The organism is Pectobacterium polonicum, assembly GCF_005497185.1.
In the GTDB taxonomy this organism is placed as follows: Bacteria; Pseudomonadota; Gammaproteobacteria; order Enterobacterales; family Enterobacteriaceae; genus Pectobacterium; species Pectobacterium polonicum.
In genome coordinates this window covers 147,921-161,603 of the sequence record NZ_RJTN01000004.1, presented here as the reverse complement: position 1 = coordinate 161,603, position 13,683 = coordinate 147,921, and the positions used below count along the sequence as shown (strand labels likewise).

The window sequence follows — 13,683 nt, the reverse complement described above, 5'->3', positions numbered from 1 at the left end:
AATCCTTCTCCTGCTTGGTCGCCAACCTGATTATTGTGACGGACATAAACACTGTACATACCGTTACACAGCAACGCTCATCATCGAAGATAAGCCTGGTATATAATCCAAAAAATACAGGGATCGATGTACTGTGAAGATAAAAATTCACAAATTTCAAACAATAAATATCATGTAGTCTTACTTTATATAATGAAAATAAAAAATACTCTCTGTCTACATATCCTGATGGCGACTCTCGCCATCCTGTTTCTTAGCGCTCACCCGCTAGCGACTAGCGTTGATCCGGCGTTAACATTTCAACCGCTGATTAACACCATGGAAGGAACGCAGAAAGAACAAAGGGAAAAAATAGCGACTATTTCTCATGCTTTACAGGGAAATGCGATTTTCTTTCTTGGTGCATCCGAAGTCTCTACTTCTGAAGACGAACATTACGCCGTCTATAACTATTTTAATAACCAACTGCATCGCCCAGTTGTGGCCTATGGCGATAGTTATATCGATAGCGTCACGCATTTTTTACTGCTTTCGCGTTTTAAAAATAATCTTAACGCAAACAGTAAAGTTGTTTTGCTGCTTGCACCTGATAGCTTTTATTCGGACGGTATTCCGCCGGCAATTTTTGCCAACAATTTTCCGGCATCTATTTTCAATCCGTTGATGAAGGATGACCAGACGCGTTCCTTTCTGGTCAATTACTTACAACATATCGATAAAGAAGAGATAAGCCATCTAACTTTCGGCCAAATGAAAGTCTATGGCTGGGACCCGCAAATTATCTGGCAGGAAGTGAGTTATCAATTTGCTAATTTCTGCGAGCTGATAAAAAGCGACTGGTTAGCGATGCTACGTATTGTCCCTCAGCCCGCGCAACCGTGGCCGAATCCACCTGCCACTCATGTGCTTCCTGACTGGGAGCGCGAACTGGCTCAGGCTCATGAGCTGAATAAGTCTCGCCAGCAAAGTGCAGACACGTTGTGGATGGATAAGTCTGTTTTTGCAGACGATCAAACGCGGGAAGAGTGGGATGACGCGCCGATTGTTCCTGCGCAAATGGAGGCTTTATCAGCGACGATCAAACTGCTAAAAGCGCGCAATGTGCAGTTTGTCGTCATTGTCGATCCGATCAATCCGTGGGCAATTAAGAATTCCGAGAAATTCCAGCCAATCGATAGTCAGATCAGATCGATGCTGGAGGAAAATCAGGTTCGCTATTTTGATATGTATGCGCAGCCTTATCAGAACGGCTGGAATTGGGACCGCCTACACCCAACCGAGCCTGCATGGGTCGCGATGGATCAATTTATTGCTGAGAGTTTTAAATGATGAAAACCGCCATTCGCCTTTTTTTCCTTTATCTCTTTCTGGCAGTAACCATCGTCGCGTGGACCTCTGTTGATGAAAGCATGAGTTTAAAAGTGCATTTTGAATATCAAAAATTCTGAAGGATGAATGATGTACAGCTCCGGAATGTTTTTTTTCCTTCTGTTTTCATCAGCATTACTGTTTGCGCTGGTTAACCGCGTATTCAGTTATCGGCTGACGTATTTATCCGCCTTTTCCGTCTTGGCGGTGTTAGGCTGGGGATATATTTTCCAGGGGGATTACGTTGTTCCCGTGGCGGTTTTCCTGAGTTTTTATATTCTCGTCACCTTAAAAGAAAAAGGTTGGCTAAAAACCTGGCAGGCGGTCAGCCTGACGTTGCTCCCGCTGTTTTTAGTGAAATTACACCTTAACAACCACTGGGGCATGATTGGTCTGTCTTTTATGACCTTCCGCGCCATTGATGTTCTGCTTTATCGCAGCAAAAAAGATGGCCAGAATTTCCTGCATTACTTCTGCTATTTGTTTATGCCTTTTATTATTCTGGCCGGCCCGATGTATCGCTGGCGGACATGGCTTACTGACATTAATAAACCGGTTTTCATCATTACCCGTGAGCAGTTTTTAGTGGCCATGGAGCAAATATTTACCGGTATTATTCAGAAGTTCTTATTCGCCATGCTGATCAATAATCTGGTGATTGAGTCGTGGAGCCATCGTCCGTTTACATTAAGCGTTGGCGTGGTGATGTCGCTGGCCTACAGCGCCTATCTCTATTTTGATTTTGCCGGCTACAGCAATATGGCTATTGGGGCAGGGCGCTTATTTGGCCTGAATATCCCAGAGAACTTTAATATGCCCATTCTGGCTAAAAACCCGCAGGATTTCTGGCGACGCTTCCACATCAGCCTGTCTGAATGGCTGAGGGATGTGGTCTTTATGCCGATTTATATGAATCTGATGAAGCTCGATTTTTTCCGACAGAACAAAACGCTGGCGCAGAATATTGGCATTTTCTGCACGCTGTTTTGCATGGGGGCATGGAACGGGCTTGAACGACACTATGTTATTAGCGGCGCGCTGTTTGGTGCCATTTCCGTTGTTCATAACATGTTGCAGTGGTCTGCCAAACGTAGTCCGGTTTTGAATAATTGTCTGCATCACCCGGTTATTGTGTTCATCGGTCGAATTCTGACGCTGACAAGCGCTGCGGCCTCCCTCTACATCTTTAGCGGAATGTCTCCTCTATGAACCTTCACTCAGAACTTCAGGAACTGCAAGATTTCCTGCGTGCGGCATTACTCGAGCCCGCTAACCCAACTCAGTTGGCGATTAGCGGCAGCGATGAAGCGATGACCTGGCAACAGCTATCCGTCGCTGTCACTGACTGGTCGACTCGCTATCAGCAATGTCGGCAGCCTGCGGGTCCGCCAGTGGTGTTATATGGGCATCAGCAGGCAGAGTTTGCCGTGGCGATCTATAGCTGCCTGCTACATAACATTCCGTATATCCCGGTGGACTGTATTTATCCGCAGGAGAGGCTTAAGGAGATTTGCCACCTGGCGAACGCCCCTTACTACTACGATGTTGCGACCAGGCAGTTCATTGCGACGGGTGAAGTGGGGCAGGCGTTGGTCGAGCAGGATCTCGCCTATATCATGTTCACCTCCGGCAGCACCGGGAAACCGAAAGGGGTGCAGATCGGGCGTGAAAGTCTGTGGCACTTTATGAAATGGGTGCGTGAGGACTTTGCGCTGCCAGATGTGCCGGTGCTGATGAACCATGCCGTGTTCAGCTTCGATCTCTCCCTGATCCCGCTACTGGCGAATCTGGCAACCGGAGGGCACATCGTCCTGAATGCGAAAGAGGATATTGCAGCAGAAAATTGGCTCGATCGCCTGAAAGACAACGGCGTTTCCGTCTGGGTTTCAACGCCCTCTTTCGCCTACCAGAAACTGCTTTCCCCTCAGTTCAACAGTGAATATCTACCTGAACTTAACGTCTTTGTCTTTATTGGCGAAGTGCTCAATAAAGCGTTGGTAAAGCAGTTACGTCGACGCTTCCCTAACGCCAAAATCCTCAACTCCTATGGCCCAACGGAAGCGACTGTGGCTACCACCGTTATCGAAATCACCGATGACATTCTGCACAGCGACAACGATCTGCTGCCCGTCGGCGCGATGATGCCGGACTCCAGAATGGAAATTACCTCTGAAGGTGAGTTGATTATCTGGGGGAAAAACGTGATGCGTGGCTACCTTGGGCTCGCACAGGAGAACGCGGAGAAATTGTTGCATCGGGAAAGTGAAGCATTTCGAGGCTACAGAACCGGCGACCTGGGCTATGAGAACGGGTTGTTGTACTGTCAGGGGCGAAATGACAGCCAGATCAAACTCAATGGTTACCGTATTGAAATCAACGAGATTGAAAACCGCCTGCTGGCGATATCCGACATCAGCGAAGCGGTTGTCCTGCCGTTGATGAAATCGGGCGGTGGTGTGCTGCGTATTGCAGCATTCTGCGTGACGAACTTAGCACCAGAAGCGATTAAAACCTCGCTCTCTAAGGTGATTCCACCCTATATGGTGCCTTCCCAAATCATTATAAAAGATGCGTTGCCGCTGAATCCTAACGGCAAAATCGATCGTAAACTGCTGGATACTCATGCCCGCACGATTTAATTTTCTTAGGAAAAATCATGGAACAAGAAATACTCGCGCTGTTTGAAAAGATCTTATCCCGTAAAGTGGGCTTTAACGATGAACTGATTGAGTCTGATATTCTCGACTCGATTTTGGCGGTCGATCTGGTGCTGGAAGTGCAGGACGTTTACGGCTGCGTGATCCCACCAACCGAAGTCGCTACCGTTCTGAAGACCCCAGCAGAATTGGCTCGCTACATTGAAGAGAACCGCGGCTAATCCTTAAGCGGCGACGGTTTCTCACTATATAAAGACCCTGGATAGATTTATCCGGGGTCTTTTTTTATCTGACAGGGATGCTGACACGAGAGACGTGTCTATAGCGTTACTTAGCCGAAAGTTCTCTTCGAATGATTTCTGCGCCTGCACTTAACGCATTGAGCTTGCCTGTAGCTACCCGACGAGATAAAGGAGCCATACCACAGTTGGTTGAAGGGTAGAGCTTGTCGGCATCGACAAACTGAAGTGCTTTGCGTAGCGTATTGGCGACGTCTTCCGGTGTCTCGACGGCATTGGTTGCCACGTCAATGGCTCCAACCATCACTTTTTTACCGCGAATCAGTTCAAGCAGATCCATGGGAACACGCGAGTTGTGGCATTCCAGCGAGATGATATCGATATTGGACGTTTGCAGTTTAGGAAACGCTTCTTCATATTGTCGCCACTCTGATCCCAGCGTCTTTTTCCAATCGGTATTGGCTTTGATGCCATACCCGTAGCAAATGTGTACCGCCGTCTCACATTTCAGCCCTTCAATCGCTCTTTCTAACGCGGCGATACCCCAATCATTCACTTCTTCAAAAAAGACATTAAAGGCTGGTTCATCAAACTGAATAATATCCACACCCGCTGCTTCTAATTCTTTGGCTTCCTGATTGAGAATTTTGGCGAATTCCCAGGCCAGTTTTTCGCGGCTTTTATAGTGGTTATCATACAGCGTATCGATCATCGTCATCGGCCCCGGCAGAGCCCATTTAATTGGTTGCTTGGTGAGCTGACGTAAGAATTTGGCATCTTCAACAAAAACGGGTTTTTGACGCGCCACCGCACCGACAACAGTCGGTACGCTCGCGTCATAGCGATTACGAATTTTAACGACTTCACGCTTCTCAAAGTCCACGCCGCTAAGGTGCTCAATGAACGTTGTAACAAAGTGTTGGCGCGTTTGTTCGCCATCGCTGACAATATCAATACCTGCGCGCAGTTGATCAAACAGCGATAAACTCAGAGCGTCTTTTTTCCCGTCAATTAACTCTTCGTTTTGTAATTTCCAGGGGGACCACAGTTTCTCAGGCTCTGCGAGCCAGGACGGTTTGGGCAAACTGCCAGCAGTTGACGTGGGGAGCAATCTTTTCATAACAGGTGACCTTATCGTTTTAGTGAATCAAAGCGCGTAGTGAGCAGACCATTGTTCAAGAATATTCTTGTAGGGTTTGATGAATTGCTCTTCAGTAAACTTTCCTTGCTCAATCGCCAACTGACTACGCTCTACCCGATCATAAACAATTTTTGTTAATGAATGATCCTGATGGTTCAGATTGGGTTGATAGTATTGCCCTGCTGCCGAGTTAGCATTGTAAATCTCAGGTCGATAAATCTTTTGGAAAGTCTCCATCGTGCTGATGGTACTGATAAGCTCAAGATTCGTGTAATCGCTCAGTAAATCACCAGAAAAATAAAACGCTAAAGGTGCGACACTATTTGCAGGCATAAAGTAGCGAGCCTGTAATCCCATTTTTTCGAAATAATGATCGGTCAAGGAAGACTCATTTTGCTGGTATTCGATGCCTAATACAGGATGCTGATTCCCCGTCCGATGATAGGTGTTTTTACTTGAAACGCTCAAGCATATAACGGGTTGTTTATTAAAGTTATTTTTGTAATAAATTGAATTTGTGAAACATTTAAATAATTTCCCATGCAGATCGCCAAAATTATCTGGCGTGCTAAATCCGGGGTGACTCTTATTATGTTCTGGCAGTAATACGCTAAAATCATAATCTCGCACGTAAGAAGAAAAGTTATTTCCTACAATGCCTTCAATGCGTTCGTTTGTTTTTTTATCAACAATATTCGTTTTCAATATCTCAATTGCCGGGAAGGTGTCGCCATTGCCTTCAATATCAATCTCGACGGAAATGATTTCAAGTTCGACAGAGTAACGATCGCCTTTGGGGTTATCCCAATGCGCCAGAGAATTGAAACGATTGTCAATCATCACTAACGTATTGCGTAAGTTCTCCTGACGCTTCTCTCCTCTGGCCAGGTTAGCAAAGTTGGTCGTGATGCGCGTATTTCCTGAAGGGTTATAATTTTCATCGAAACAAATGCTTTTAATGGTAAATGTAAAATCTTTGTTCATTGTGTTCTTGTATCCTAAATTTTGATGTGAAAACTGAATTAATTTGTTGATTTTAATGACTTTGATTGTTTCTTATTCAGTTATCTTCATGTTGTCGATAAGTTAATATTGCATATTTTATGCCAGAGTCATTGGGTGAGTGAAAGAGAGTTAATTTCATCAAATATGAATTATATTCATGATCAGGTGTGCGGTCAGGATCGACGTCAGTGCAGAAGCCCCTGTCTTACCGGATTCACCGCTGGCATCCATGGGGTTAGGAGCGGCTAACTGAAAAGATTGCCGATAACGAGATCAAAATGTGTCTTGGCCGATATTGAGTCGCCTGAGAAACACTGCCACTAATCGATTAGAACGGGCTCAAGGTTTGTTATCACAATGGCGAAGGAAAGCGGACGCTTCTGGTGCCGTGTTGTGTGAAGCTTAGAAGTTACATAACACACGTAATTGCTTATCATAGCGTCCTTGTTGAGTTCATGGCCGCCTGTTGTTTAGTGAGATGTTGAACATAAACATTTAAGGCGCAATATAAACCGCATACGGAGGGAAAGATAGTGAGCACAATAGGTACAATTAACATTGCAGCGGCGATTATCACCGATAGTAAAGGACGTTGCCTGTTAGTGAGGAAACGTGGCACTCACTACTTTATGCAGCCTGGAGGAAAACCTGAAGCGGGAGAGCTACCAGAAGCGGCGTTGGTGCGTGAGCTGAAAGAGGAGCTCAATTTCATTGTTTCACTTGATGAGCTTGTATCGGTCGGCAGTTTCACTGATATCGCTGCTAATGAGCCTGGGCATAGGGTATATGCTGACATTTTTCGCATATCGACAGATAAAACTGATTTCGAACCCGCCGCAGAAATTGAGGAAGTGATCTGGTTTGAACCGAGCCAGCATAATCATATTAAACTTGCCCCTCTGACTGAAAATCATCTGATTCCTCTGCTGATAGGGGCTTAGTTTTGTGAGACGCGTTGAAAGTCTGTCCAGGGGCGTGATTTGCCAATACGGCAGCTTTTCTGATCGCCGTCTGGCGATCTTTTTAGCCGCTTTCCGTTAGGGCAAAATCAAATCTGATAGTCCGCTCTGAATCGCGACAGGTTTGTACCAACCAATCAGTTCCGCACGAAGTTGACCGGTATGCATGGCAGCGTCAACGCCATAAGTTTACGCTGCCAGACGCGCAGAAAATCCTTTAGCCACGGCGAGATTCTTTTCTGGATTTACTCATTTATCCGCACTATAGATCTGTTCCATCAGCCTCTCTCACTTCCCGCGGTTTGCCCTCACGAAAGTCGTATTTAGCTGGAATTAATGTTTGCGGCAGCCCAAAATATCTGGCGGATAATGATTGTTAATACACTAATACTATAGAAGGGATGCTACTGTGCTGAAAAAGCTGGTAACTGGGCAACTAAGTTTGCCGATGACGTTCTGGGGATGGGGTTTTTGCGGCGGCTTGTTTCTTGGTCTTATTGGGATGGTCGGTGTACAGGCAGGCTACGCAGCAATGGTGCCGTTAGCTTACCTGCTTAAAACAATTCTGTTCAGCGCTGTACTTTCCGGTATTACGTTTATTCTTCGTAGAAAAATTACAGTACTTGGCGTTATTGCATTTTTTATCGTCTTGATTCAGGTGGTTATGGGCATTGTGATGGTGATAGGGCTTTCTTCGTTGTGGTTTGAATAATCGAGGAAAGAAGGAAAAACGGTCACACCGTGTGGCATCTCTGCGTGGAGAAGGGGAGTTATCACGCAGGGGCATTACCACCGAATAGCTTGATGCTGGATTATTTTCTGCTCGGTGAATGATAATGGTGTAACGGAACACCTGATTACAGGCTTGACTAATTTTACGCACTCATCAAGCACGCCGCGTTTTTCGATTTTTCGCGGTGTAGTTATGCTGGCTGTTGGTATAAGAATTCATTGAACGGGCTTGTACCATCACTTATACCAACAAATCCTACTTGATGTACGGAGATGTCGGTAGAGTCTGGTTGATTGAAAACAGCGAATTTATAGCTAATTCACTGAATTTTAGACATAAAAAAAGACGTCGGTTGACGTCTGTTTACTTCGAAATGGTACGCCCTACAGGGCTCGAACCTGTGACCTACGGCTTAGAAGGCCGTTGCTCTATCCAACTGAGCTAAGGGCGCATTACGCAAAGAAGTGACCGCTGCTTGTTGCAACAGTGCGCTGGATTATACCCACACGCCCCAGTGAGTCAACGGATTGGCGCGGGATTTACGTTATACGGTGAATCCCTGTACAACTTTGATGAATATTGCTTTTGCTGGTGTGAATTTTTTGCACAATTGCGAGCCCTCTCCACACGAATTACACATAGCAATGAAAATTTCATTTTTGTCTGCTGGATGCGTTCAGTAATTCTTTTCAAGTTATGAACAGGCATATTCTGCGCCCTACGCTGTTGGTACACTATGTCCGCACTTGTTGGACGTGGGATGAGTGCAGGCAGCTTTCACATGCTGGGGTCGTTGCTTGGCTATTGATGAATTCGCTATTTCGTCGAACTTTGGAACCTTTTGATTTATGAACATTCTTTCATCCGCATTTTTACGCATTTGTCTATTGACGATGTTAGTGCTGCCTGCTGGATATGCAGCGGCGGCGAATGCGGGTTCTGATCCAGACCCACAGCCCGCTCAGACTGAGGCTCCAGTAAAAATTAATGTTGATGCTGAGTTGGTCAAGCTACAAAAACAGTTAGATAGCATCAAACAGCAGGTTTCAGGCACGAATAACGACAGCAAATTTGGCGCGTTGAATGACACGACACAGGAATTGGTGAATAGCGCCAACGAGCTTTCTAATGCGGTTGCGCCGCTACGTGCTCAAATTCAGGCTCAGTTGGATGTATTAGGGCCCGCGCCAGAGTCTGGTTCCAGTCTTAATGAAACCAGTGAAGTGACGCGTAAGCGCAACAGTCTGAATGCGCAAAAAGCAAAAATGGATGCGCAGATCGAACAAATTCAGGCTTTACGCACCAGTGCCGCTAATCTGTCGGCGCAAATTGTTACTCTACGACGTAGCGCACTGAAAACACAGTTGGCATTGAACTCCGGCAGTATTCTGGGCGGGCGTTTCTGGGCACCGCTTGTGGCTCCGCAGGCTGAAGATGTCCGTCGCCTGAGCACCTTTCAGGATCAATTAAGTGACGCCTTTACGGTGGCCTGGGAACCAGACTGGCGTTACGGTTCTGCTTTCCTGATTCTGATTGCCATGGCTATGAGTTCGGCAGGGCGGCGGTATCTGGAAAAATATCTGGCCTGGGCGGGAATCCACTGGTTACCGGAAGGACGCTTGCGACGGAGTTTTTTAGCCACAGCATCGGTTATTTCAACCGTAGTCACGATCGGTATTGCGGTGAATTTGATTGATTTTACGTTCACGCGTCATGGTGAGGCGACAGAACGCGTCGTGTCGTTCCTTGATGCGTTGGTGAGACAGGCAATCTTCTGTTCGATGATTGCTGGACTGGGGCGAGCATTTCTGTCAAATCAACGCCCTTCGTGGCGTTTACCCGCGATTGCTAACCCAGTCGCAAAGGCCATGAAGCCGTTTCCTGTTGTTGCCGCCGGTATTATTCTGATCTTCGGCTTTATTGAACAAGTGACGGCGACGGTAGGGACATCGGTAGCGGCAACCATTATGGTGAACGGCTTATCTGCACTGTTCTTAGCCTTCACCGCAGGGACGATCACGCTAAAAAGCGATCAGATTCGGCGGCAGATGGTACATTCTGGGGAGCAGCCGGAAGCGCGTTCGACGCTATCTGGCATTATCCATCTTGCGGTATTGGCTACGTCATTCTCAATTCTGGTGTCGTTGGTCATCGGTTATATCTCACTGGCTCGTTTCCTGGCGTTCGAACTGGTGTGGATTGGCATGGTGTTCTCCTGCCTGTATTTGTTCTCAACGTTTATTACCGATATCTGCGAAAGCCTTTTCTCTCCCAACAATGCCAGCGGCAAGCGAATGAAAAATTCGCTCAATTTGGACGATCGGCATCTGGCTCAAGCCACATTGCTTCTGTCGGCTGGCGGTAAAGTCTTTTTAATCTTGATGGCGGCCGTTGCCTTACTAAACGGCACATTTGGCACGACTACACCTCTGGAGTTGGTGCAAAAAGCCGTTGAAATCTGGGGTGGCAAAGGGTTGGAAACCTTGAGCATCGTGCCTGCTCATCTGGTCAATGCCGTGCTCTTTCTGGTCGTTGGGGTTTATGTTTTACGCTCCTCAAAACGCTGGTTGGAAGACGAGTTTCTTCCTAAAACGACGCTGGAACGTGGAATCCGGGCGTCGCTGGTGACGCTGTTCAGCAACATCGGCTATATCCTGATTATCCTGCTGACGTTAGCGACATTGGGGATTCAATGGAACAAGCTGGCGTGGATTGTCAGCGCGCTGTCGGTGGGTATCGGTTTTGGCTTACAGGAGATAGTGAAGAACTTTATCTCTGGCCTGATTCTATTGACGGAGCGTCCGGTGAAAGTCGGGGATTCAGTGAGTATCAGCGGGGTTGAGGGCGATATTCGTCGGATTAATGTGCGTGCGACGGAAATTCAACTAGGCGACCGTTCGACGGTAATCGTGCCGAATTCTCAATTCATCTCACAGAATGTGCGCAATATTACCATGGGGAACCCGTTTGGGGTTGCGACGCTGGCGCTGACGTTCCCGTTGGATATCGATCCTGAAGAAGTCCGAACCCTGTTGCTGGACGCTTATATCAACCACGATGCTATTTTGGAATCACCAGCACCGTCAGTGAAATTCAGCCAACTGAACCCGACAGGCATGGTGTTGAGTGTGACGGGCTATGTCAGTAGCCCGAGAATGGTATCGGAAGCGAAAAGCGACCTGTTGTTTGCGATTATCAAACGGTTACGTGCCTCAAACATTCCACTGGCTGTGCCGCAGAAGATGGTGCTGGAAAATTCGGGGCTAGCGCTGCCTGATAGTATCTCGGGGGAGGATAAATAATCTACTCAGCTATCCGTTATCCGGTATTGAACGGATAACGGATGAACATCTATGCCGCACGAAGCGTGAATGGCGGCTATTTTCCCTGCTGTTTAATCATATCGAGATAGATGTCACGTAGCCGTTGAGTAATGTGACCTGGCTTGCCATCGCCGATCGTTTTTCCATCCAGCATGACGACAGGAAGGACAAGCATAGTGGCTGAACTGACAAAAATCTCTTTGGCGTGATACGCCTCTTCTGGTGTAAAACAGCGTTCTTCTAGCGTAATACCATCCTTTTCTGCCAGTTTGAGCAGCGACTGACGTGTGATGCCGTGCAGAATATCGTTGCTAAGCGGTCGGGTTACCACCGTGTTGTCATGCAGGACGATGTAGCAGTTGCAAGAGCTGCCTTCGGTGATGAAGCCATCTTCGACAAAGAAGGCGTCATCGGCCTTATTGGCGTGGGCATACTCTTTCGCCAGGCTGGCAGCGAGCAGGCTGACGGTTTTGATATCCCGACGGTGCCAGCGGATATCCTCGGTGGTGACAATGTGTAACCCCGTTGTTGCCTTAGGGTTGCCGACCAGCGAACGAGCCTGAGTGAATAAAACCAGCGTGGATTTGACGTCCGCAGAAGGGAAATAGAAATCACGATCGCCAGCATTGCCGCGGCTAAGCTGTAAGTAGATCGCACCTTCTTGCAGATCGTTTTTGCCGATCAGTTCGTCGTGAATATCTTTGAGCGCCTCAGCGGTGACGGGCAGCGTCAGCGATAATTCGCGGCAGGAGCGTTGCAGGCGAGTGATGTGATCGGGAAAATCAACCAGCTTGCCATCGATTACCGCAGTCACTTCATAGACAGCGTCGGCAAACAGGAAGCCACGGTCAAATACGGAAATTTTCGCTTCATTCTCTTCTAAATACTGTCCATCAACGTAAACAAGACGTTGCATCACAACACTCCTTAATAGTTGCTCAATGCAGGTTAATACACGTTATCCCCACAATAATGCGTTGGGCGGTAATATTTCGCTACCGTTATAATGCAACCCGTTATTGCGATCGCGCTGTAAGAGCAGCGGACCATCCAAATCGACCACGGTGGCACCCTGCGCTACGACAAATGCAGGAGCCATCGACAGCGATGTGCTTACCATGCAGCCGACCATGATTTTTAAACCTTGTTCCTGCGCGTATTTTCGCAAACGCAAGGCTTCAGTCAGTCCACCGGTTTTATCCAGCTTGATGTTAATCATGTCATAGCGCCCTATCAGAGCGGTTAGCGACTGACTGTCATGACAGGACTCATCGGCACAGACGGGAATAGGGCGGGGTAGATCTGCCAGCACGTCATCCTGACCTGCCGGGAAAGGTTGCTCGATCATCGTTACGCCAAGCGCGGCGAGTTCAGGAACCAGCGTCAGATAGCGATCGGTATCCCATCCTTCATTGGCATCGACAATCAGGCGAGCCAATGGGGCTCCTTCGCGGACGGCTGCCACTCTGGCCAGATCGTCGGTGTCAGCCAGTTTTAACTTGAGAAGAGGGCGATGGGCATTGCATATTGCGGCGTGTCGCATACCATCTGGTGTATCAAGCGATAGCGTATAGGCCGTCTCCAGTGCGGTAGGCAAAGGAAGATTCAGGCGCTGCCAAATGCGCTGCTGATGTTGTTTGCACTCCAGATCCCAGAACGCGCAATCGAGCGCATTGCGTGCCGCGCCGGCAGGCAGGATGGTTTGCAAGTGCTCTCGGTCTAAACCATTACGAACGTCGCTGTTCAGTGACGTGAGCTGAGCTATTACGCTATCCAGAGATTCACCGTAGCGCGAATAGGGGACGCACTCGCCATAGCCCGTTATGTTATTGCACTGAAGCGCCACGACAACGACATCGGCCTGACGCTTGCTGCCGCGTGAAATGGTAAATGCGCCCTCTATTGGCCAACTTTCGGTGAAAAATCGCATCTCGGTCATAGGCTTACTCTTGAGTCCTCCTCTCAAATCAACCATCTCGTGTCCCGAGCTTAGAAGGCCTGATCGGGTTGTAAAGTGTAATGCTTCTTCCGGCGCGTATTCTTTATTTTTCGCGATTTTAGCCAGAAATAAATGGGGGGTTACTTCCAGACCGAGAAAATTTATGAACGGGTATCGACAGAGCGAATTATCTGGGATAGCTTGAATAGACTCATCACACTTCAGGTCGCATGTGCTCTTGTGGTTAACGAAAGCGGTAGTCAACGAAAACTGGCTTCGTGCGATTCGAAAGATGTTGAGTAGAGTGCCTTTTACAGGC

Annotated in this window: 11 protein-coding genes, 1 tRNA gene and 1 pseudogene; 7 read left to right on the top strand and 6 right to left on the bottom strand. The window is 47.6% G+C overall.

Features of this window, described 5'->3' with window-relative positions; translation table 11 throughout:
- The first annotated feature begins 192 nt into the window (after positions 1 to 192).
- From EDI29_RS06900 to EDI29_RS06885, 4 genes are all read left to right on the top strand, one after another.
- Positions 193 to 1,329 carry a D-alanyl-lipoteichoic acid biosynthesis protein DltD gene (locus EDI29_RS06900; protein ID WP_137740292.1) on the top strand — a complete coding sequence of 379 codons (1,137 nt, stop codon included), beginning with the start codon at positions 193 to 195 and terminating at the stop codon, positions 1,327 to 1,329.
- 129 nt (positions 1,330 to 1,458) lie between these two features.
- Positions 1,459 to 2,577 carry a membrane-bound O-acyltransferase family protein gene (locus EDI29_RS06895; RefSeq protein WP_137740418.1) on the top strand — a complete coding sequence of 373 codons (1,119 nt, stop codon included), beginning with the start codon at positions 1,459 to 1,461 and terminating at the stop codon, positions 2,575 to 2,577.
- On the top strand, positions 2,574 to 4,007 hold the full coding sequence (locus tag EDI29_RS06890) for an AMP-binding protein (RefSeq protein ID WP_137740291.1): 1,434 nt from the start codon (positions 2,574 to 2,576) through the stop codon (positions 4,005 to 4,007). Before EDI29_RS06895 ends, EDI29_RS06890 begins: the two co-directional genes overlap by 4 nt.
- A gap of 17 nt (positions 4,008 to 4,024) precedes the next feature.
- Positions 4,025 to 4,246, top strand: a complete 222-nt coding sequence (locus EDI29_RS06885; protein ID WP_005970017.1) for an acyl carrier protein — start codon at positions 4,025 to 4,027, stop codon at positions 4,244 to 4,246.
- A gap of 106 nt (positions 4,247 to 4,352) precedes the next feature.
- Here EDI29_RS06885 and EDI29_RS06880 read toward each other — a convergent pair whose 3' ends face one another.
- Together EDI29_RS06880 and EDI29_RS06875 are read right to left on the bottom strand one after the other, a co-directional pair.
- Positions 4,353 to 5,384, bottom strand: coding sequence for a methionine synthase (locus EDI29_RS06880; RefSeq protein WP_137740290.1), 1,032 nt, complete (start codon positions 5,382 to 5,384; stop codon positions 4,353 to 4,355).
- A gap of 27 nt (positions 5,385 to 5,411) precedes the next feature.
- Positions 5,412 to 6,389 (bottom strand): DUF1852 domain-containing protein, encoded by a 978-nt coding sequence (locus EDI29_RS06875; protein ID WP_137740289.1) that lies wholly within the window; start codon positions 6,387 to 6,389, stop codon positions 5,412 to 5,414.
- Between the two features lie 563 nt (positions 6,390 to 6,952).
- Here EDI29_RS06875 and EDI29_RS06870 point away from each other — a divergent pair.
- Both EDI29_RS06870 and EDI29_RS06865 read left to right on the top strand, forming a co-directional pair.
- Positions 6,953 to 7,351: an NUDIX hydrolase gene (locus EDI29_RS06870; protein ID WP_137740417.1), complete on the top strand. Its 399-nt coding sequence runs from the start codon at positions 6,953 to 6,955 to the stop codon at positions 7,349 to 7,351.
- 427 nt (positions 7,352 to 7,778) lie between these two features.
- Positions 7,779 to 8,081, top strand: coding sequence for a hypothetical protein (locus EDI29_RS06865; protein ID WP_137740288.1), 303 nt, complete (start codon positions 7,779 to 7,781; stop codon positions 8,079 to 8,081).
- Between the two features lie 90 nt (positions 8,082 to 8,171).
- Here the strand turns inward: EDI29_RS06865 and EDI29_RS22950 are convergent.
- Positions 8,172 to 8,284 (bottom strand): annotated as a pseudogene (locus EDI29_RS22950) (phage integrase central domain-containing protein); the annotation flags it as partial.
- Between the two features lie 192 nt (positions 8,285 to 8,476).
- Positions 8,477 to 8,553 (bottom strand) — tRNA-Arg (locus tag EDI29_RS06855).
- Positions 8,554 to 8,950: 397 nt separating this feature from the next.
- Here EDI29_RS06855 and EDI29_RS06850 point away from each other — a divergent pair.
- Positions 8,951 to 11,404, top strand: a complete 2,454-nt coding sequence (locus EDI29_RS06850; RefSeq protein WP_137740287.1) for a DUF3772 domain-containing protein — start codon at positions 8,951 to 8,953, stop codon at positions 11,402 to 11,404.
- Positions 11,405 to 11,480: 76 nt separating this feature from the next.
- Here EDI29_RS06850 and EDI29_RS06845 read toward each other — a convergent pair whose 3' ends face one another.
- Positions 11,481 to 12,341 carry a D-amino-acid transaminase gene (locus EDI29_RS06845; RefSeq protein ID WP_137740286.1) on the bottom strand — a complete coding sequence of 287 codons (861 nt, stop codon included), beginning with the start codon at positions 12,339 to 12,341 and terminating at the stop codon, positions 11,481 to 11,483.
- A 42-nt stretch (positions 12,342 to 12,383) separates the two neighbouring features.
- On the bottom strand, positions 12,384 to 13,364 hold the full coding sequence (dgcA, locus tag EDI29_RS06840; protein ID WP_137740285.1) for an N-acetyl-D-Glu racemase DgcA: 981 nt from the start codon (positions 13,362 to 13,364) through the stop codon (positions 12,384 to 12,386).
- Positions 13,365 to 13,683 lie beyond the last annotated feature (319 nt).

What these genes read in the sequence shown, in the direction of transcription:
- EDI29_RS06900 (WP_137740292.1), top strand. Translation starts at nt 193, where the DNA reads ATGAAAATAAAAAATACTCTCTGTCTACATATCCTGATGGCGACTCTC.
- EDI29_RS06895 (WP_137740418.1), top strand. Translation starts at nt 1,459, where the DNA reads ATGTACAGCTCCGGAATGTTTTTTTTCCTTCTGTTTTCATCAGCATTA.
- EDI29_RS06890 (WP_137740291.1), top strand. Translation starts at nt 2,574, where the DNA reads ATGAACCTTCACTCAGAACTTCAGGAACTGCAAGATTTCCTGCGTGCG.
- EDI29_RS06885 (WP_005970017.1), top strand. Translation starts at nt 4,025, where the DNA reads ATGGAACAAGAAATACTCGCGCTGTTTGAAAAGATCTTATCCCGTAAA.
- EDI29_RS06880 (WP_137740290.1), bottom strand. Translation starts at nt 5,384, where the DNA reads ATGAAAAGATTGCTCCCCACGTCAACTGCTGGCAGTTTGCCCAAACCG.
- EDI29_RS06875 (WP_137740289.1), bottom strand. Translation starts at nt 6,389, where the DNA reads ATGAACAAAGATTTTACATTTACCATTAAAAGCATTTGTTTCGATGAA.
- EDI29_RS06850 (WP_137740287.1), top strand. Translation starts at nt 8,951, where the DNA reads ATGAACATTCTTTCATCCGCATTTTTACGCATTTGTCTATTGACGATG.
- EDI29_RS06845 (WP_137740286.1), bottom strand. Translation starts at nt 12,341, where the DNA reads ATGCAACGTCTTGTTTACGTTGATGGACAGTATTTAGAAGAGAATGAA.
- dgcA (WP_137740285.1), bottom strand. Translation starts at nt 13,364, where the DNA reads ATGACCGAGATGCGATTTTTCACCGAAAGTTGGCCAATAGAGGGCGCA.